The following is a 19,610-nucleotide window of genomic DNA, read 5'->3' as shown; positions in this document are numbered from 1 at the left end:
CTTTTAGCTACCAGCCATTAGCAGTAAATGCTAATGGCTGATAGCTTGGATATTTCGCAGGAATAAAATTTTTGTCGCTGGCTTATCACCAACGGCTAACAGCTAAAAGCTAATAACAGATGGCTATCAAGAAAGAAAATCGTCCTAAATCAAATTTTAACAGCATTACCATTAGTCTGGCTTCTCCGGATGTTATCCTGGAGCGTTCATACGGTGAAGTGCTGAAACCTGAAACCATCAACTACCGTACTTACAAACCGGAACGTGATGGTTTATTCTGCGAAAGAATATTCGGACCTGTAAAGGATTACGAATGCTATTGCGGAAAATACAAACGTATCCGTTATAAGGGTATTGTGTGTGATCGTTGTGGTGTTGAGGTAACGGAGAAGAAAGTACGTCGTGAAAGAATGGGCCACATTCGTTTAGTGGTTCCCGTTGTACATATATGGTATTTCAAATCCCTGCCTAACAAGATTGGTTACCTGCTTGGAATGTCTTCCAAGAAACTGGAAACCATCGTGTACTACGAAAGATACGTGATTATCCAGGCGGGTATGAAACAGGAGAAAGGCATGAACTACGGTGATTTGCTCACTGAAGAAGAATACCTGGATATCCTGGACACCTTACCAAAAGACAATCAGCTGTTACCGGATGAAGATCCTAACAAGTTTATTGCTAAAATGGGTGCGGAAGCAGTAGAAATGATGCTGGCCCGTATTGATCTGGACAGCCTTTCTTACCAGCTGCGTAACCAGGCAGCCACTGAAACTTCCCAGCAACGTAAAGCGGAAGCGCTGAAACGTCTGAGCGTAGTGGAAGCTTTCCGTGAAGCCAATGGCCGTGTAGAAAACCGTCCTGAATGGATGGTGATGCAATATATCCCGGTAGTACCACCAGAACTGCGTCCGTTAGTTCCATTGGATGGTGGCCGTTTCGCGTCTTCCGACCTGAACGACCTTTACCGTCGGGTAATTATCCGTAACAACCGTCTGAAACGTTTGATCGAAATTAAGGCACCTGAGGTGATCCTTCGTAACGAAAAACGTATGCTGCAGGAAGCGGTGGATTCCCTGTTCGACAACTCCCGTAAATCCAATGCGGTAAAAGCGGAAGGTGGTCGTGCACTGAAATCACTGTCAGATGTACTGAAAGGTAAACAAGGTCGTTTCCGTCAGAACTTGCTCGGTAAACGTGTGGATTACTCCGGACGTTCTGTTATCGTGGTAGGTCCTGAACTGAAATTACACGAATGTGGTTTGCCTAAGGATATGGCGGCTGAGTTATTCAAACCGTTTATTATCCGTAAGCTGATTGAAAGAGGTATCGTTAAAACCGTGAAATCAGCTAAGAAGCTGGTAGATCGTAAAGAAGCGGTAGTTTGGGATATCCTGGAAAACGTACTGAAAGGTCACCCGGTGATGTTAAACCGTGCACCAACCCTGCACCGTTTGTCTATCCAGGCATTCCAGCCTAAACTGGTAGAAGGTAAAGCGATACAGTTGCACCCACTCGTGTGTTCTGCGTTCAACGCGGATTTCGATGGTGACCAGATGGCGGTACACGTGCCTTTGAGCAATGCTGCAATCCTGGAAGCCCAACTGCTGATGCTGTCTTCTCACAACATCCTCAACCCACAGAATGGTACGCCAATTACCCTGCCTTCACAGGACATGGTTCTCGGTCTGTATTACATTACCAAGGGTAAGAAAACAATGGGCGATGTAGTGGTAAGAGGTGAAGGTAAAGCCTTCTATTCTGCTGAAGAAGTAATCATCGCGCTGAATGAAGACCGCATTGACCTGCATGCTCACATTCGTGTAAAAGCGGACGTAAGAAATGCAAATGGTGAGCTGGAAAGAAAACTGATCGAAACTACCGTAGGTCGCGTACTGTTCAACCAGTTCGTACCGAAAGCAGCCGGTTATGTAAACGCCCTGCTGACCAAGAAATCACTGCGTGAAATCATCGGTGATATCATTAAAGCAACCAATATCCCTGCAACTGCGAAGTTCCTGGATGACATCAAACAATTAGGTTTCCGCATGGCGTTCCGCGGTGGTCTGTCATTTAACATCAATGACCTGATCATCCCAGACGTTAAGCAAGACATGATTGACGGTGCTTCCAGCGAAGTAGACGAAGTTTGGGATAACTATAACATGGGTCTGATTACCAACAACGAACGTTACAACCAGATCATTGATATCTGGTCACGTGTGGATACGAAGGTAACAGAAACCCTGATCCGTGAGCTGGCAACAGACAAGCAAGGTTTCAACTCAGTATACATGATGTTGGATTCCGGTGCGCGTGGTTCCAAGCAGCAGATCAAACAGCTGGCTGGTATCAGAGGTCTGATGGCCAAGCCGCGTAAGAGTGGATCTACCGGTTCTGAGATCATCGAAAACCCGGTATTGTCCAACTTTAAAGATGGTTTGAACGTATTGGAATACTTCATCTCTACGCACGGTGCCCGTAAGGGTCTTGCGGATACGGCGTTGAAAACGGCGGATGCGGGTTACCTGACCCGTCGTCTGGTAGACGTTGCGCAGGATGTTGTAATCAATGAAGAAGATTGCGGTACACTCCGTGGTATTGCTACTTCTGCATTGAAAGATAATGAAGAAGTGATCGAAACACTGTACGACCGTATCCTCGGACGTACTTCTCTGCACGATGTATTTGATCCTCATAACGACGAGGAACTGATTGTTGCAGCAGGTGCTGAAATCACTGAAGAAATTGCACACAGAATTGAAGAAAGTGCGATTGAAACCGTAGAAATCCGCTCCGTACTGACTTGCGAAAGCCGTCGTGGTGTGTGCGTGAAATGTTACGGTAAAAACCTGGCCAGCGGTTACACTGCGCAGAGAGGTGATGCAGTAGGTATCATCGCTGCTCAGTCCATCGGTGAGCCTGGTACCCAGTTGACACTGCGTACCTTCCACGTGGGTGGTGTGGCCGGTTCTACTTCCGTTGAATCCGGTTTACCAGCTAAATTTGAAGGTACTGTACAATTCGATGGCTTACGTACTACCACCTACGAAAACAACACAGGTGATAAAGTACAGATCGTTATCGGTCGTACCGGTGAGTTGCGTATCATGGACGTGAAAAATGATCGTCTGCTGGTAACCAACAACATCCCTTACGGTTCTACCTTACTGGTGAAAGACGGACAAAAAGTATCGAAAGGTGACATGCTCTGTACATGGGATCCGTTCAATGCCGTTATCGTGTCTGAAATTCCTGGTAGCATTCGTTTCGATAGCATCGTAGAAGGTATCACCTTCCGTGAAGAAGCGGATGAACAAACAGGTCACCGTGAGAAAGTGGTAATTGAAACCAAAGACAAGAATAAGATTCCGTCTATCCTCGTAGAAGGTAACAAAGAAGTGAAATCATATAACTTACCAGTAGGTTCCCACATCGTTATCTCTGAAGGAGATAAGGTGAGAGCGGGTCAGGTAATTGTGAAGATCCCACGTGTTATCGGTAAACTGAGAGATATCACGGGTGGTTTGCCACGTGTAACGGAGCTCTTCGAAGCACGTAACCCAAGTAACCCTGCTATCGTTTCTGAAATTGATGGTGTGGTAGCATTTGGTAACATCAAACGTGGTAACCGCGAAATCATCATCGAAAGCCGTGAAGGTCAGATCAAGAAATACCTGGTGCCATTGACACGTCACATCCTGGTACAGGACGGTGACTTCGTGAAGGCCGGTACTTCTCTCTCTGATGGTTCTACTACTCCTGCAGATATCCTGTCTATTAAAGGACCGTTTGCTGTACAGGAATACCTGGTAAATGAAATCCAGGAAGTATACCGTTTACAGGGTGTAAAGATCAATGACAAGCACATTGAGGTGATTGTTCGTCAAATGATGCGTAAAGTAAACATCGAAGATCCGGGTGATACCCGCTTCCTCGAAGGTGATACTGAAGATAGATTTGACTTCTTTGAAGAAAACGATATGATCTTCGATAAGAAGGTAGTAACTGATGCGGGTGAATCTACTAACCTGAAAGCAGGTCAGATTGTAACACTCCGTCAGGTTCGTGAAGAAAACTCTCTGTTACGTCGTGCAGATAAGAAACTGGTTGAGTATCGTGATGCACAGCCAGCTACTTCCAGCCCACTCCTGCAGGGTATTACCAAGGCATCCCTCGGTACCCGCAGCTGGATCTCTGCTGCTTCGTTCCAGGAAACCACCAAGGTACTGTCTCAGGCAGCTATCAACGGTAAAACCGATGATATGATGGGTCTGAAGGAGAATGTGATCACAGGTCACCTGATCCCTGCCGGTACTGGTTTACGTGAGTTCGAAAACATGATCGTAGGTTCTAAAGAAGAATACGATATCCTGGCTTCTTCTAAAGAAGTGTTCCAGTTCGACGAAGAAGAATAGTGCTGACAAGCATATTCAACATACGAAAGCGGGTGTTTCCAACAGGAGACACCCGCTTTTTTTTGTGGCAAATGAATGAATACGGAGGTATTCATCTCTCTAAATAAAGCAGGTAATGGCTGTGCGGGTATTTTTTATTGGAAGGCGCCTGGTTTCATTTGTAAAGAAAGCATGAATGCGAGGTATTCATCTTTCTAAATAAATGCCTGCTGCTCACTGGTAGGCCTGATCAGCGTGGAAAGCCGGTGTATTGAATCAAGAGATACCTGTAGCTTTTTGTGGATAATGAACAGATGAAGTGGTATTCATCTCTCTAAATGTACTAACCTTTGAAAGAGCTCTCTGTAATTAACAATACAGAAGCGGGTGCTTCCTACAGGAAACACCCGCCATATTTTTGAAGTAAACTAATGGATGTGTGGTATATATCTTCCTGTATGAATACCTATTGCTTGCCGGTATCACAAGGAGTTATACCTGGGGAAACGGATGAAAACGGGGCCAGGTCAATGAATGAGTTGAATAAATTTTTCAAATAAATAATTACTGTTTACCAACATCTTGTTGCAGATCTTTTTTATCGTGCTGCAAATCTTTTACATCATGTTTCTTATCTCTTCTTTCCCGGTTTAACTGACGTTTATCCTGCTCAATATCTTTCGTATCCTGGTTCCGGTCCCGGCGATCTTTATTCAGATCTTTATTATCCTGTTGCAGGTCTTTTTTATCGTGATGAATATCGTTGTAGTCATGTTTCAGATCTGCTTTATCTTTTGCGAGATCTTTGGTATCGCCGTTTTTGCGGTCTTGTGCGATATCTTTTCTGTCTTTGTTGACATCGTTACGGTCATGTTGTAAGTCTTTGCGGTTGGCATTGATATCTTTTTTGTCGTGACGGATATCGTTATTATCCTGCTTCACATCGTTGCGATCCCGTTTGATATCTTTTTGGGTATGGTTAATATCCCTGTTATCATGGCGGATGTCGTTACGGTCGTGGCGGATGTCCTGCCGGTCGCGGCCAACGTGTTTCTGGGCGCTGGTATTTAGAGAAACGAGACCTAAAATAAAGGCGGGTACGAGGATAGCTGGCATTTTCATGTAGTTGCAGGTTTTGGTTATATAATAAATAACTTGTTTGTGAGAAATAGACGGGGGAGAATAATATTTGTTTAAGCGGGGTCCATTAAAAACTAATTAAAACCTATTTTTGATTCCGTAAAAACGAAAGTGGATTTCATGAAATACCTGATTATACCCATTATCATAGGACTTACATTGTTGGGAGCATGTAAAAAGAACAGCGACAGCGCGGTGCCTGACACGCACGGAAATTTTATGGTGGTAGATGCATTGCCTAATGGTGTACAATATGATATCCGGCTGGATACAATTGCTTTTGCCAGCAATGTGGGCTATAAAACGGTGACTGGTTATAAGTCTTATCGTGCGCAAAAGTATAACCTGATTATTACACCAGCCGGACAGCCAGGTGTGATATTGTATAATAACGGGATCTTCCTGAGAAATAATCGCTACTATACAGCGTTCCTGGGAGGGGATAGTTTAAAGAACCCACTTTTAATTATTACGGAAGATGATCTGACTCCGGCACGTGGCGACAGTGCGAAGTTCAGGGTGATTGATCTCAGCCAGGGATTTAAACCTAACAGAACACCACTTGGTATGGACGTTTTATCAGGTGTGGGGCCTATCATTTTTAAAGGACTGGCTTTCCCATCGCAAACTGCTTTTGCGCCATTGGTGGGTGATAGCGCTTATGCCATCCGTTTCAAGTATGTAGATTCTTCACTGACATTGAGATACCATCCGCTGCCTACGCAGAAAGGGAAGGTATATACGCTGGTGACAGCTGGTTATCCGTTGGACTCCGCAAGGTTTAATATATTAACGATACAACATAATTAAGGGAGATCCTGTTGGAGAAGGGAATGCACTACTATTAGTTAAATCCTAGCTAAAAAAGTTGATCGGAATTTGAAAATCCGGTAAAAACCTTATTTTAGCCGTTCCATTTTAAAAATGTACTAAAGAAGCACAAATCCACCTATTAACATGCGCACTCGTAAACAATTAGTGACAAAAGGATTATTAGCGGCATTAGCAGCCGGATTATTGATGTCTTGCCAGGGAAATAAAGCTGGTAACAGCACACCAGCCACGCCAGCAGCAGGTACCGGTACTCCAGTAGCAGGAAGTTTCAAAATTGCGTATGTAGACCTGGATTCACTGGAAGCGCATTTCGAATATTTTAAAGAAAAGAGGGCGTTACTGGAGCAGAAGCAGGAGCAGATGGACAATCAGTTGAAAGGCAAGGCCCGGGCTTTACAGGCGGAATATGAAGATCTGCAGCGCAAAGCTTCTACGCTGACACAAGAGCAGGGTGAGGCCGCACAACGCAGCCTGATGGCTAAAAAGCAGCAGTTGGATCAGGAAGCGCAGAACCTGGGTGCTTCTTATACAGAGCAGCAAACCAAGTTTAATGAAGAACTGCAAAAAAGACTGGACGATTTCCTGAAGTCTTACAATGCAGACAAACGTTATGCTTATATATTCTCTTACCGCAGCAATGCGAGCAACATCCTGTATAAAGATCCGGCTTACGATGTAACACCGGATGTAATTAAAGGAATGAATGAGAATGGAGCGGGTGCGTCAAAATAAGCGCATAAAACCTTCGAAATTTTATCTACCTTATAGTCCCGGTTCCGTTATGAACCGGGATTTTTTATAAATAACAATATGGAAATCAACCAAACTCAATCTTTCAAGCCCTCCCTGGGATTGTTAGACGCCACCATGATCGTAGCCGGTTCCATGATTGGTTCAGGTATTTTTATTGTAACAGCCGAAATAGCCCGTAGTGTAGGCGGTGCTGGCTGGATCACTGCCATGTGGATATTGGCAGGGGTTGTCACCCTGATTGCCGCGCTCAGTTATGGAGAACTATCCGGCATGTTTCCTAAAGCCGGCGGGCAGTATGTTTATCTGCGGGAGGCTTACAATCCCTTTATTGCTTTCTTGTTTGGCTGGACCCAGTTCGGTGTAATTCAAACGGGAACTATTGCCGCGGTGGCAGTGGCTTTTGCCAAGTTTACCGCTTATCTTATTCCCGGGTTCAGTGAAAAGAATATTTTGTTAGATGCAGGTATTGTGCAGATTTCTGCTGCACAAATTGTGGCCATTGTGTCTATTATCTTACTAACGTTTATCAATACACGTGGTGTGCACCATGGTAAACTGATACAAACGGTGTTTACGCTGGCCAAGTTATTGTCTTTATTTGGCCTGATTATTTTCGGGTTTGCGGTAGGTGCTAAATCCGACATCTGGCAGGCTAACTGGCAGCATGCCTGGGATGCGGCGTCCGTTACTTCGCTGAATGGCGACGTGGTAACGGCGGGTTTATCCGGGCTGGCTTTAATGGGAGCGATTGCCGTTTCCATGAAAGGGTCGTTGTTTTCCAGTGATGCGTGGAATAACGTAACGTTCATTGCCGGGGAAATTAAGAATCCGGCTAAGAATATCGGGCGTTCTCTTTTCCTGGGTACATTGATTGTAACGATTATTTATGTGAGCTGCAACCTGATGTACCTGGCGGTACTGCCGCTGAATGAAATTGCTTTTGCTGCAAACGACCGTGTAGGTGTTGCTGCAGCGGCAAAGATTTTTGGTTCGAGTGGGGCAATAATTATTGCCGTGATGATTATGATTTCCACTTTTGGCTGCAACAATGGACTGATTTTATCAGGTGCCAGGATTTATTATACGATGGCACAAGATAAGTTGTTCTTCAAACAGGCCGGTGAATTAAACAAACATAGTGTACCTGCGCATGGCTTATGGATACAATGTGCCTGGGCATCTATGCTGTGTTTGACGGGCAGATACAATGATTTGCTGGCGCTGGTGATATTCGGGGTATTGATTTTTTATGTGCTGACCATCCTGGGTATTTTTATTTTAAGGCGTAAGCGTCCGGAGATAGAAAGGCCTTACAAAGCCTTTGGATACCCGGTACTGCCGCTGGTGTATATCATAGTGGCACTGTCGCTCGCGGCATTGTTGCTGGTGTTTGAGAGTAAGTTTACTTTACCTGGTCTCGGTATCATTTTATTGGGTATTCCGCTCTATTACATTGCCATGGCGCGTCAGCCGAAGGGTTGATACAGCTAAAATGGACAAGGAAACAGCATATTTACAACGAACGTTGTATAAAAAAGAGTGGCCACTGCAGTGCATACTGCAGTGGCCACTCTTAATTTGCACTAAGACAAACGGACAACGTGATGTCTGCCAACAGAACCCTAATAATTTAGAAAACCCATTTAGTATAGAGAATATTTAAACAAACGGAATTGTCAACATAAGCATAGGAGGTCCCATAAAGCTGGTGGTAAGAGACCACTTCCATTTATGATATTTAATGTCTGTGATCTGGCCCTGTAATTTTGTGATCTGGATTTTTGTTAACAATTGCAGCGATTAGTTATTTTTTATTTATACCCTCAAAAAAACGTATAGCCATTAGAGTGAGTGATATTTACTTCGTTCAAACAATATTCAAACAATATAAACAGTCAATAAAGATATTATTGCCAACAAGTGGTGTGTTACAGCATCATTTTAGGGTAAAAAGGAAATTAAGGTGGTATAACCTTGACGGCATCTCAACCCCAGGATAACCATTAAAAGCCTTCACGATTTGCATTCTCGAACATTCACATGACAATCTTTTACAATAAGCGTATGGTTTCTACCATGCGCTTCTTTTTTTGAGCAGAAAGCGGAAAGCAAAAAGCTATTGTAGCGAGTGAAGTGAGCGGATATTATGTTTTTCATCCGCTACAATAGCTTTTTGCTTTCCGCTTTCTGCTTTCAGCTATTGAAAATGCCTGTTTTTTGTACCTTCGCGGCATGTTTACACAATTGTGCAATAAGATATTTAACCAAAGTATCGCGGCCTACCACGAGCATAACGATGTGCATCAGGCCATTTCCAATCCTTATGAAAAGAGCAGCGTTGAGCACCTGCTTTACCTGAAAAACTGGATAGACACGGTGCAGTGGCACCTGGAAGATATTATCCGCGATCCGCAAATTAACCCGGTAGAAGCCCTGGGTATTAAGCGTTGGATAGATCGTTCCAACCAGGAACGCACTGATGTGGTGGAGTATATCGACAGCTATTTCCTGGAAAAATACAGCAAAGTAGTACCGGCGGCAACTGCCAGCATTAATACAGAAAGTCCGGCCTGGGCAATAGATCGTTTGTCTATCCTGGCGCTGAAAATTTATCATATGCAGGAGGAAGCCAACCGGGTGGATGCTACACCTGAGCACCGGGCAGCTTGTCAGAAGAAACTGGATATCCTGCTGGAACAGCAACAGGACCTGGGAACTGCTATAGAAGCGTTACTGGCAGATATTGAAGCAGGCAGGAAATTTATGAAGGTATATAAGCAGATGAAGATGTATAATGATCCTTCCCTGAACCCTGTTTTATACAAAACTGAAAAATAAATCTGCAATCATTGGGCACTGTTAAAACGATACTGGTTACCCGGTTGTCGGCTATGGGCGACGTAGCCATGACCATCCCTGTGATGAAGCAGGTGTTGGAGGATAATCCGGACACGGAGATTGTTTTTGTGACCAACCGGAACTGGGGCGCTTTGTGTGCCAATATTCCCAGGCTTACCTTTTTCCCAGCTGATGTAAAAGGCACTCATAAAGGTATAAAAGGGCTATACCGTTTATTCCGGGAAGTGAAAAAGGCACACCGTATTCATGCCGTAGCCGATTTGCACAATGTATTGCGGTCGAAGATAATACGCACCTTTTTCCGGCTCACGGGTACACCGGTAGCCACGATTGATAAAGGCCGTGCAGAGAAAAAGGCGTTGACAAGAAAGGAGAATAAAGTGCTGCAGCCACTTACCAGTACTATTGAGCGTTATGCCGTGGTTTTCCGGCAGCTAGGCCTACGCTGTGAAATGGGCCATAAACCCGTTTTTCCGCCCCGTGCTTTAACGGAATCCATCACAGCGGTTACTGGTACGAAAGGCGCTGAAAAGTGGATTGGAGTGGCTCCTTTTGCCACTTACCGCGAAAAGATGTATCCGCTGGAGAAAATGGCGGAGGTGTTGGAACTATTACTGCAGGAGCCGCATCACCGGGTATTGCTGATGGGCGGTGGGAAGCAGGAAGTAGCTTTATTAACGGAATTACAGGCTAAATACCCGCAAACTATATTGATAGCTGGTCGCTTTGCGCTGGCGGAAGAAATGGCAATTATCAGCCAGTTAGATGTCATGATCAGCATGGACTCCGCTAATATGCACCTGGCTTCCCTGTTTGGGGTGCCCGTAGTATCTGTTTGGGGCGCTACACACCCTTTTGCTGGCTTTATGGGGTATGCACAGTCAGCCGACAATGCTGTACAAATGAATGATCTTAATTGCCGGCCCTGCTCTGTTTTTGGGAATAAGCCCTGTTTCAGAGGAGATCACGCCTGTATGGAGTGGATAAAACCGGAACAAATAAGTGAAAAAGCGAATAAGTTAACAGGGGCAGTCAAAGAATAGCCCTTGGTGATGCTTGACTGTGGAGGATTGCAAAGGATATCTAAAAAATATTGCAAGTTTTTTTTGCAGAAATAAAAAAAGTTATACTTTTGCCATCCCAAACAACAAGGGTATTGCCCAATAGTATAATGGTAGTACGACAGATTTTGGTTCTGTTTGTCTTGGTTCGAATCCAGGTTGGGCAACTACAAAAAAAGAGATGGAAATTATTTCCATCTCTTTTTTTTATCCATCGGTCAAAAAAATCTGATACAACAATTTCAATGAAGTGCTTCCTTTGTTTTTTTTAAGACTTACGGAATCACCTTCATCTTCTTAAAATTGTCGAAGATTTCCATAAACATGGCTGCTGTATCCACGAACTCGTGGAAGCCTGCCCTGCGGGCTTTTGAGCCGTCGGCGAAGAAATCATAATCCCAGGAGAACACGAAGTCTCCAAATTTCCAGGAAGATACTTCTTCATAGCTGTGCTGTAGTCCATATTTCTCCATCATATTGTTCCAGAGCGGTGCTTTATCTGCCATTACTTCCGCCAGTGGTATGGGCAGTGGATCTGCTACTTCCATATCAAAATAGCGGGCAATGCGTGGCCAGAGATCTGACCAGCGAAACAGGTCGCCGTTGTTGATGTTGAAAGCACTGTTGGCGCCGGCATCGTTGGTAGCCGCCCAGGCAGTGGCTTTGGCCAGCAGGTTGGCATCCGTCATTTCCATCAGGGTATGGTAAGCGCCGGGCTTACCAGGGAAGCGGAGAGGTAGTCCCAGCTCTTTGGAAATAGCAGCGTATACCGCAATGACCATGGCGAGGTTCATCGGGTTGCCGAGTGCAAAGCCACCAACTACAGACGGGCGTATCGCTGACCAGGTCCAGGATTTGCCGCGCTGTTTGTGCTCCAGGAAATGTTGCTGCGACATGTTGAATTCCGGTGGCATAAAGGTGCCGGCATCTGATTCACGCGCAGGTGTTTTAAATGGTCCCAGGTGAGCGCCGTATACTTTATAGCCTTGCATCAGGCTGATGTGCTGCAGTTGCGTGGCAACAGGTTCTACTACATTGACTACATTTTGCAGCATGGTCATATTGGGTGCTACCAGCCCGGCCCAGGTGCCGGCATCCTGGTAGGCAGCATAAAATATATGCGTTACCGTGGTAAGATGACCAAGTTTTTTTTGAGTGTCAGCTTCGTTCATCAGGTCTACTGCGATGTGTTTTAGGTACGGCGTTTCTTCACCACCTCTTCTCGATAAACCGATGATGTCCCATTCCTGTTGCGCTTCCAGGTAAGCGGATAAATTACGTCCTATTACACCCTGTGCGCCTACTATCAGCGCCACTTTCCGATTATTATGCTGTTTCATATTACTGTTGTATTTTTAGTATTGATTTTGATAACACAAAGATCGCGTGCCGGGGATTCACCGGATTTGTACATTGCGGTGGATAATTGGTATATTTCAACGAATGAAGAGATACATACAACTGGAGTACCTGAAGGTGTCGCATTTTACGGCTACGGAGTGGCAGCATCCCGTGCATAACCATAATCATTTTGAATTAATATTTATTCATAGTGGAAGTGGTACCCATTGTATATCCGGTGTAGATTATCCTTATACGGGGCCTTGTCTTTTTCTGCTGGCACCCTGCGATGCCCATCACTTCAACATTACTACCGCTACTACTTTTACGTTCATCAAGTTTACCAATGTATACCTGCAGGGCAGCGGGCATATGCGGTTGGAGCAACAATGGAACCAGGAGCTGGACCGGTTATTACTGCAGGCAAGGGAGCAGCGGATATTTAGCGTGGCTGCTGCAGGTATGGAGCCATTGGTGCAGTTGATCAGCAGTGAATGGAAGGCGGCTAATGGTGAAAACAGTGAAACTATTTTCTTCCTGTTACAGGCATTATTTACCAAAATAAAAAAGGCCGCCGATGAAGCGTTACCGCAGGCGGCAACTGCTGGCGGAGCGCGGGTAACGGCTATTCTCCATCATATACATGAACATATTCACGAAACCGGTGAAGTGCAGATAGAGCAACTGGCGGCTATTTTCGGTTATTCCAAACATTATCTCGGTGCTTTCTTTAAAGAACAAACAGGTAGTTCCCTGCGGGAATATGTAAATCAATATAAGCTGCATTTACTGGAAAACAGGTTGCACTACAGTACGTTTTCCTTAAAAGAAATTAGCCATGAACTGGGCTTCAATGACCAGAGCCACCTGAATAAGTTTTTCCGGAAATACCATGGGATCAGTCCTTCTGCTTATCGCGGGCAGGTGCAGGCTTCGCCGGAAGTGCGGCATTAAAGCGGCCACGGCAGTTGAATTGTCTTATTAATTTCACTTTTATAAGAATACCAATTTACCCCCTGTTTTAAACGATTTACTCCCCCGGTGTACTATCGGAACACCCCTATATTGCCGGCGTTATTCCACAGAAAGCTGATATTATTAACCCTCCATTTTTCACGTTTAAAAGTAATTCATCATGAAACGATTACTATTCTATTTCCCGTTGGTGGTCCTCGTTGCTGGCTGTACAAAGAACATGAAAGAAAACCTGGTTACAAAAATGCCCGGAGAAAAAACCATGTTAGCCAACTCCGGGCTACTGGCAGCGACCTCCGATTTCAAGGGGATGAACTGGGCCGATCCGGCCGACAATTTCAAAGACGATTGGGTAGTACCGAGTGGTTTGAGTTCATCCGACAGCTACGCTACTACCGCCACCAAAGCGATTAATATTGTAAATGCCTTTAAGCAAAGAGGCGCCAATACTATTCGTATCCCTATCAATCCACCTACTGCTTCTCAAAGCTGGTGGAATAGTTATATAGGCGCTATTGATACGGCGGCTAACAGTGGCATGAAAGTCATCATCGCTTATTGGGAGGCAGCCAGCTCCCGCGATGGAGTAGTGGACAATTTAACTCAATTCTGGGCCATGTGGCAAACCGTGGTTAACAGATACAGTGGCAATGGTAACGTTTATTTTGAGGTGTTTAATGAACCTCATGGATATAGTTTGGCAAACCTGAATAACCTGTATGCAGACTGGCTCACACACTATCCAAACGTACCGAAAAACCGCATCCTGCTTGATGGGGCGGGATATGCAACAGATGTAAATGGTGTAGGCGCAGACAGCCGGTTTAGTAACTGCCTGTTGTCTTTCCATGATTATACCTGGTTTGATAATACCAAACATACCAGCGCCGACTGGGAAACCGCGATCTATGCACTGGCATACCCCGACAGAACAGTAGTTACCGAGTTTGGAATTCCCATGACCACCGGCACGGATTACCTGGCGGCACCGGGCACCAATGGTGATGCTACTTATTACCAGGGAATGACCAATGGCATCCGTAATAGTGGCATTGGCTGCGTATATTGGCCTGGGTTAAGAGATGGCGACTATTATGCCGTAACAGCACTCAGCGGTGGTACGGTAACTACTACCAATGCTTCCGGTCTTGCCCGTTTGCAGTATGCATGGGGACTCACCAACATTGCACAACCAGCTGCTACATTTGATGGCAGTGCATGGTATAAGATTATTTCTTCAAAAAGCGGTAAGGCTGTAGATGTGTACAACAGCTCCACCAGTAACGGCGGAACTATTGACCAGTGGAGTTATTGGGGTGGTAATAACCAGCAATGGAAGATGGGTAGCCTGGGCAGCGGACAATTTAGTATTACCAACCGTAACAGTAATAAATCCCTGGATACGCCCTCCAATAGTGGTGGTACTGGCATTATTCAGTGGGATTACTGGGGTGGTGCCAATCAACAATGGAACATCGTAGATATAGGTTTTGGCTATTACCAGGTGTTGAATGTAAGTAGTGGAATGGCGTTGGATGTAAATGGTGGTTCTACTGCCAATGGCGCTGCTGTGATTCAATGGTATTGGAACGCTGGTGGTAACCAGCAATGGCAGATTGTGAAATTATAAAAACGTATCAGTTTTCTGGAATAGCAGAAAGCATAAAGCCGAAAGCATAAAGCTATTATAGCGGATGATCACTCGCGAAAATAGCTTTATGCTTTCGGCTTTATGCTTTCTGCTATTAAAAAAGGAAGTATCTTACGGTTTGCACATGTAACAACCTATATATAACTGTCAATTATGGAACACCTGCTCACCATAGATGCGTTGATTAGTCTTTTGACCCTGACTGTACTGGAAATTGTATTGGGGATCGACAACATTGTATTTATTTCCATTTTGGCGGGGAAGCTGCCGTTGGAAAAGCAAAAGAAGGCCCGCCGCCTGGGATTGGGACTGGCGATGTTTGTCCGTATTTTATTACTGCTTTCCATTAGCTGGATCATGTCACTGACCAGGCCATTGTTTAACGTAGGAGAGTGGATAGGATTGCAAAATCCGGATTGGCTGGAGAAGGCTGCTATCTCCGGGAGGGATCTTATTTTGCTGATTGGAGGATTATTCCTGATTTATAAAAGTACAGCAGAAATTCACGAGAAGCTGGAGGGAGGAGAACATGGTAATGCAAATGCTAAAGCGCTGAAATTTGGACAGGTGATTGTACAGATCCTGTTACTGGATATTGTGTTTTCGCTGGACTCCGTGATTACTGCGGTAGGTATGGCTGACCACGTGGAAATTATGATTGCGGCGGTAGTGATTGCCGTAGGTGTAATGATGCTGGCATCTGAATCTATCAGCCATTTTGTGAACAAGCATCCTACTGTAAAAATGTTGGCGCTGTCGTTCCTGTTGCTGATTGGCGTTTCACTGATTGCAGAAAGCTTTGACCAGCATATCCCTAAAGGATATATTTATTTTGCGATGGCGTTTTCTGTATTCATAGAGGTACTCAACCTGAAAATGAGAGCACGTTCGGAAAATCCGGTAAAGCTGCATCAGCCTGAATTACCGGATAATGAACAATAAGGTATTTATCTTCCAAAAAATAAAATAACGGGAAAGGGTATACGGTTTATTTACGTATGCTACTTTCCCGGATAATTAATTTTCCGGGAGGATAATTTCTTCCGGGATAAAATTTTTCTTCTTAATATGTATTCGTCCTTCAGCTTATCGCATCGCAGGTGAGGGCTTCTCCGGAAATGGGCTACTGAAGCGATTCTGCAGTTAGATTGTCTTGTTAATTTCACTTTTACAAGTATACTAATTTACCCCCTGTTTTAAACGATTTACTCCCCCGGTGTACTATCGGAACACCTCTATATTGCCGGCGTTATTCCACAGAAAGCTGATTTTTTATTAACCCTCCATTTTTCACGTTTAAAAGTAATTCATCATGAAACGATTACTATTCTATTTGCCGTTGGTCGTCCTTTTTGCTGGCTGTACTAAGAACCTGAAAGAAAATATAGTCGCAAAAATACCCGGAGAGAAGACCATGTTAGCCAAATCGGAGCTCTTAACGGCTTCGTCGGACTTCAAGGGCATGAACTGGGCCGATCCGGCAAATAATTTCAATGACAATGCGTTGGTAATCAGCGGGCTGAATTCATCGGACAGCTACGCTACTACTGCCGCCAAAGCGATTAATATTGTGAATGCCTTTAAGCAAAGAGGCGCCAATACTATTCGTATCCCCATTAATCCACCTACTACCTCCAGCGCATGGTGGAATAGTTACGTAGGTGCTATTGATACCGCAGCCAATAGTGGTATGAAAGTCATCATCGCTTATTGGGAAGCGTACAGCTCCCAGGATGGAGTAGTGGACAATTTAACGCAATTCTGGGCCATGTGGCAAGCCGTGGTTAACAGATACAGTGGCAATGATAACGTTTATTTCGAGGTATTTAATGAACCTCATGGATATAGTTTGGCAAACCTGAATAACCTGTATGCAGACTGGCTCTCGCATTATCCGAATGTACCCAGAAACCGCATTATGCTGGATGGGGCGGGGTATGCAGGAGATGTTAACGGCGTAGGCGCAGACAGCAGGTTTAGTTCCTGTTTATTGTCTTTCCACGACTACACCTGGTTTGAACCGAATAAACACACGAGCGCCGAGTGGGAAACAGCCATCAATGCACTGGCTTACCCCGACAGAACCGTAGTCACCGAATTTGGTGTCCCTATGACCACCAGTGTGGATTACCTGGCAGCACCAGGCTCCAATGTTGATGCTACTTATTACCAGGGGATGACCAATGGTATCCGTAACCGTGGCATTGGCTGCGTGTATTGGCCAGGGTTATGTACCGGCGATTATTATTCGATAACAGCCGTTAATGGCGGTACCGTTACTACTACCAATATTTCCGGTTTGACCCGCCTGCAATATGCATGGGGACTGACAAACATTACCCAACCTGCTGCTACCTTTGATGGCAATGCCTGGTATAAGATGATTTCTTTGCTGAGCGGCAAAGCAGTGGATGTGTATAATAGTTCCACCAGTAACGGCGGAACCATTAACCAGTGGGCTTATTGGGGTGGTAATAACCAGCAGTGGAAAATGACTGACCTGGGCAGCGGAAAATTTGCGATTACTAACCGTAACAGTAATAAATCACTGGATACACCCTCCAATAGTGGCGGTACTGGTATTATTCAGTGGGATTACTGGGGTGGTGTAAATCAACAATGGAACATCATAGATATAGGTTTTGGCTATTACCAGGTGATGAATGTAAGTAGTGGAATGGCGTTGGATGTAAATGGCGGCTCTACTGCTAACGGCGCCAGTATTATTCAATGGTATTGGAATGCCGGTGGTAACCAGCAATGGCAAATTGTGAAGTTATAAAAGAACAATTTAGTTTTCTGGAATAACAAAGGGCATAAAGCCGAAAGCCAAAAAAGTATTGTAGCGGATAATCACTCGCGGCAATAGCTTTATGCTTTCGGCTTTATGCTTTCTGCTTTTGGAAAAGTTGTGTACGTATGTAAGAAATGGGATAGCTTTGCCCCAAATTAATTGTCATGAATTTTTACACCCGGAAATGGGTAAAGCCCGAAGACCTGAATGCGCACGGTACTTTATTTGGCGGCAGTTTGCTCCGCTGGATTGATGAGGAAGCGGCTATCTATTCTATTATTCAATTGGGCACTAATCGTTGTGTTACCAAGTATATGTCTGAAATCAACTTTATCAACTCTGCCCGGCAGGGAGATATTGTAGAATTGGGTATCAAAGCCACTCACTTTGGTCGTACTTCTTTAACGTTGACTTGCCAGGTGCGAAATAAGATTACACAGAAAACCATTCTGACCATCGATAAAATGGTGTTTGTAAGTGTGGATGAACAGGGTAAACCGGTGCCACACGGTCGTACAGAAATCACGTACACGGATGAACGACTGAGAGAAGAGTAGTTTTATATTTTCAGTCCGCCGAACATACTGAACAAAATAATTCCCAATACTATCGTGGTAATCACCACATACAGTTTATCTTTTTCCAATGCAAAAGCAATGAGTGAGAAAAAGATGCGGAGAATAGGAGTGGCCAGTAGTACGAGCACGCCCAGTTGTATAATTTCTGTGGCATTGCCGGTAGCTACGCCATGAAATATGCCGCGGAAAGAAGTATAATCTGCTCCTTCTCCTTTAAACGCACTATAATCCGGAACGCTGGCAGCGCCCTGCTGTACCAGGTATAACAGGCCGCCCAGTAAGGCTATGCTGCTGGCGGTGATGACGCCGGTTCTCAGTACCTGGCCAATAAATAATTCAATATCACGATCGCCTAATAATTTTTTTAATGGTGTCATATCACGGTGTTAAAACTGATGATGTAATCCGTTATAGATCATTTCTATGGCCACAAACGTAATGGCGATACCGAAGATAATCCGCAACGTAGTGGGGTTGATGTAAGTGAGTATCCTGGCTCCGGTAAAGGCGCCAGCCAGTACACCCAGTATTACGGGGAATGCAATACCCGGATCTATATAACCTCTCTGCAGGTATACCACGGCGCTGGCGGCAGCAGTAACGCCAATCATGAAATTGCTGGTAGTAGTACTTACTTTAAAAGGAATACGCATGGTACTATCCATAGCCAATACTTTTAAGGCGCCGGAACCTATGCCCAGTAAGCCGGAGAGGATGCCCGCCAGCAGCATGATAGAAAATCCGCCGCCTACATTTTTTAGTTTGTAGGCTACTACGCCATTGGGAGTAGGGTAGCTGCTATTTAATTTTAACAGGTAAGACAGTTTACTCCCTGTTTGTTCTGCATGTACGTGTTTTTTCCGGATAGTCATGGCAGCGGAAAAGATCAGTACAACGCCCAACAGAATAGCGATGGCATTGACCGGCATAAATATGGCGATAAGAGCGCCGCCTACGGCACCTGCGGTGGTGGCTATTTCCAGGAACATGCCCAAGCGGATGTTGGTGATCCCTTCTTTAATATAAGCGGTGGCCGCGCCGGAGGAATTGGCGATAGAGGCCAGCAGGGCGGTGCCAATGGCATAGCGGATATCCACATGAAATATAAGGGTGAGCAGGGGAATGAGGATCACACCGCCGCCCAGCCCGGTGATAGAGCCGAGTAGTCCTGCCATGTACGCGCTTCCCAATAGGATCACGCTAAAAATCAGAATATTCATCTCTCAA

At 44.9% G+C, this 19,610-nt stretch carries 15 protein-coding genes and 1 tRNA gene; 12 read left to right on the top strand and 4 right to left on the bottom strand.

Translation table 11 applies throughout. The annotated features are described in order from the left end of the window. Positions 1 to 119: 119 nt before the first annotated feature. Complete coding sequence (gene rpoC / locus J7623_RS04045) at positions 120 to 4,418, top strand: DNA-directed RNA polymerase subunit beta' (protein ID WP_291917398.1); 4,299 nt, start codon at positions 120 to 122, stop codon at positions 4,416 to 4,418. 543 nt (positions 4,419 to 4,961) lie between these two features. Here the strand turns inward: rpoC and J7623_RS04040 are convergent. After that, positions 4,962 to 5,519 (bottom strand): hypothetical protein, encoded by a 558-nt coding sequence (locus J7623_RS04040; protein WP_291917396.1) that lies wholly within the window; start codon positions 5,517 to 5,519, stop codon positions 4,962 to 4,964. Between the two features lie 138 nt (positions 5,520 to 5,657). Between J7623_RS04040 and J7623_RS04035 the strand changes: the two genes are divergently transcribed. The 6 genes from J7623_RS04035 (at position 5,658) to J7623_RS04010 (ending at position 11,211) form a co-directional block, all read left to right on the top strand. Then, positions 5,658 to 6,347, top strand: a complete 690-nt coding sequence (locus tag J7623_RS04035; protein WP_291917394.1) for a DUF4397 domain-containing protein — start codon at positions 5,658 to 5,660, stop codon at positions 6,345 to 6,347. 147 nt (positions 6,348 to 6,494) lie between these two features. Next, the gene (locus J7623_RS04030; protein ID WP_291917392.1) at positions 6,495 to 7,103 is read left to right on the top strand and encodes an OmpH family outer membrane protein; all 609 of its coding nucleotides are present in this window, start codon (positions 6,495 to 6,497) and stop codon (positions 7,101 to 7,103) included. A gap of 78 nt (positions 7,104 to 7,181) precedes the next feature. After that, positions 7,182 to 8,606 (top strand): amino acid permease, encoded by a 1,425-nt coding sequence (locus J7623_RS04025; protein WP_291917390.1) that lies wholly within the window; start codon positions 7,182 to 7,184, stop codon positions 8,604 to 8,606. A gap of 750 nt (positions 8,607 to 9,356) precedes the next feature. After that, positions 9,357 to 9,962, top strand: a complete 606-nt coding sequence (locus tag J7623_RS04020; protein ID WP_291917389.1) for a DUF4254 domain-containing protein — start codon at positions 9,357 to 9,359, stop codon at positions 9,960 to 9,962. A gap of 11 nt (positions 9,963 to 9,973) precedes the next feature. After that, positions 9,974 to 11,026 (top strand): glycosyltransferase family 9 protein, encoded by a 1,053-nt coding sequence (locus tag J7623_RS04015; protein WP_291917387.1) that lies wholly within the window; start codon positions 9,974 to 9,976, stop codon positions 11,024 to 11,026. 114 nt (positions 11,027 to 11,140) lie between these two features. Next, positions 11,141 to 11,211: transfer RNA gene (locus J7623_RS04010), tRNA-Gln, on the top strand. Positions 11,212 to 11,319: 108 nt separating this feature from the next. Here J7623_RS04010 and J7623_RS04005 read toward each other — a convergent pair. Beyond that, positions 11,320 to 12,384 carry an SDR family oxidoreductase gene (locus J7623_RS04005; RefSeq protein WP_291917386.1) on the bottom strand — a complete coding sequence of 355 codons (1,065 nt, stop codon included), beginning with the start codon at positions 12,382 to 12,384 and terminating at the stop codon, positions 11,320 to 11,322. Between the two features lie 103 nt (positions 12,385 to 12,487). Between J7623_RS04005 and J7623_RS04000 the strand changes: the two genes are divergently transcribed. The 5 genes from J7623_RS04000 (at position 12,488) to J7623_RS03980 (ending at position 18,362) form a co-directional block, all read left to right on the top strand. After that, the gene (locus J7623_RS04000) at positions 12,488 to 13,339 is read left to right on the top strand and encodes an AraC family transcriptional regulator (protein ID WP_291917383.1); all 852 of its coding nucleotides are present in this window, start codon (positions 12,488 to 12,490) and stop codon (positions 13,337 to 13,339) included. Positions 13,340 to 13,520: 181 nt separating this feature from the next. Beyond that, a complete protein-coding gene (locus J7623_RS03995) occupies positions 13,521 to 14,990 on the top strand; it encodes an RICIN domain-containing protein (protein ID WP_291917381.1) in 1,470 nt (489 codons plus the stop codon). A gap of 174 nt (positions 14,991 to 15,164) precedes the next feature. Then, on the top strand, positions 15,165 to 15,953 hold the full coding sequence (locus tag J7623_RS03990) for a TerC family protein (RefSeq protein WP_291917379.1): 789 nt from the start codon (positions 15,165 to 15,167) through the stop codon (positions 15,951 to 15,953). A 370-nt stretch (positions 15,954 to 16,323) separates the two neighbouring features. Then, complete coding sequence (locus J7623_RS03985; protein WP_291917377.1) at positions 16,324 to 17,793, top strand: RICIN domain-containing protein; 1,470 nt, start codon at positions 16,324 to 16,326, stop codon at positions 17,791 to 17,793. Between the two features lie 176 nt (positions 17,794 to 17,969). Next, a complete protein-coding gene (locus J7623_RS03980; RefSeq protein WP_291917375.1) occupies positions 17,970 to 18,362 on the top strand; it encodes an acyl-CoA thioesterase in 393 nt (130 codons plus the stop codon). Between the two features lie 2 nt (positions 18,363 to 18,364). Here J7623_RS03980 and J7623_RS03975 read toward each other — a convergent pair whose 3' ends face one another. Both J7623_RS03975 and J7623_RS03970 read right to left on the bottom strand, forming a co-directional pair. Then, a complete protein-coding gene (locus J7623_RS03975; RefSeq protein WP_291917373.1) occupies positions 18,365 to 18,760 on the bottom strand; it encodes a DUF1634 domain-containing protein in 396 nt (131 codons plus the stop codon). Positions 18,761 to 18,769: 9 nt separating this feature from the next. Beyond that, the gene (locus J7623_RS03970; protein WP_291917372.1) at positions 18,770 to 19,603 is read right to left on the bottom strand and encodes a sulfite exporter TauE/SafE family protein; all 834 of its coding nucleotides are present in this window, start codon (positions 19,601 to 19,603) and stop codon (positions 18,770 to 18,772) included. Positions 19,604 to 19,610: the final 7 nt, after the last annotated feature.

Source organism: Chitinophaga sp., from assembly GCF_017745275.1.
Taxonomy (GTDB): domain Bacteria; phylum Bacteroidota; class Bacteroidia; order Chitinophagales; family Chitinophagaceae; genus Chitinophaga.
The sequence above is the reverse complement of the archived record's forward strand: the minus strand, read 5'-3'. Positions and strand labels throughout refer to the sequence as shown.

Bases quoted from the DNA above. Each gene is read 5' to 3' on its own strand.
- rpoC (WP_291917398.1), top strand. From the start codon at position 120: ATGGCTATCAAGAAAGAAAATCGTCCTAAATCAAATTTTAACAGCATT.
- J7623_RS04040 (WP_291917396.1), bottom strand. From the start codon at position 5,519: ATGAAAATGCCAGCTATCCTCGTACCCGCCTTTATTTTAGGTCTCGTT.
- J7623_RS04035 (WP_291917394.1), top strand. From the start codon at position 5,658: ATGAAATACCTGATTATACCCATTATCATAGGACTTACATTGTTGGGA.
- J7623_RS04030 (WP_291917392.1), top strand. From the start codon at position 6,495: ATGCGCACTCGTAAACAATTAGTGACAAAAGGATTATTAGCGGCATTA.
- J7623_RS04025 (WP_291917390.1), top strand. From the start codon at position 7,182: ATGGAAATCAACCAAACTCAATCTTTCAAGCCCTCCCTGGGATTGTTA.
- J7623_RS04020 (WP_291917389.1), top strand. From the start codon at position 9,357: ATGTTTACACAATTGTGCAATAAGATATTTAACCAAAGTATCGCGGCC.
- J7623_RS04005 (WP_291917386.1), bottom strand. From the start codon at position 12,384: ATGAAACAGCATAATAATCGGAAAGTGGCGCTGATAGTAGGCGCACAG.
- J7623_RS04000 (WP_291917383.1), top strand. From the start codon at position 12,488: ATGAAGAGATACATACAACTGGAGTACCTGAAGGTGTCGCATTTTACG.
- J7623_RS03995 (WP_291917381.1), top strand. From the start codon at position 13,521: ATGAAACGATTACTATTCTATTTCCCGTTGGTGGTCCTCGTTGCTGGC.
- J7623_RS03990 (WP_291917379.1), top strand. From the start codon at position 15,165: ATGGAACACCTGCTCACCATAGATGCGTTGATTAGTCTTTTGACCCTG.
- J7623_RS03985 (WP_291917377.1), top strand. From the start codon at position 16,324: ATGAAACGATTACTATTCTATTTGCCGTTGGTCGTCCTTTTTGCTGGC.
- J7623_RS03980 (WP_291917375.1), top strand. From the start codon at position 17,970: ATGAATTTTTACACCCGGAAATGGGTAAAGCCCGAAGACCTGAATGCG.
- J7623_RS03975 (WP_291917373.1), bottom strand. From the start codon at position 18,760: ATGACACCATTAAAAAAATTATTAGGCGATCGTGATATTGAATTATTT.
- J7623_RS03970 (WP_291917372.1), bottom strand. From the start codon at position 19,603: ATGAATATTCTGATTTTTAGCGTGATCCTATTGGGAAGCGCGTACATG.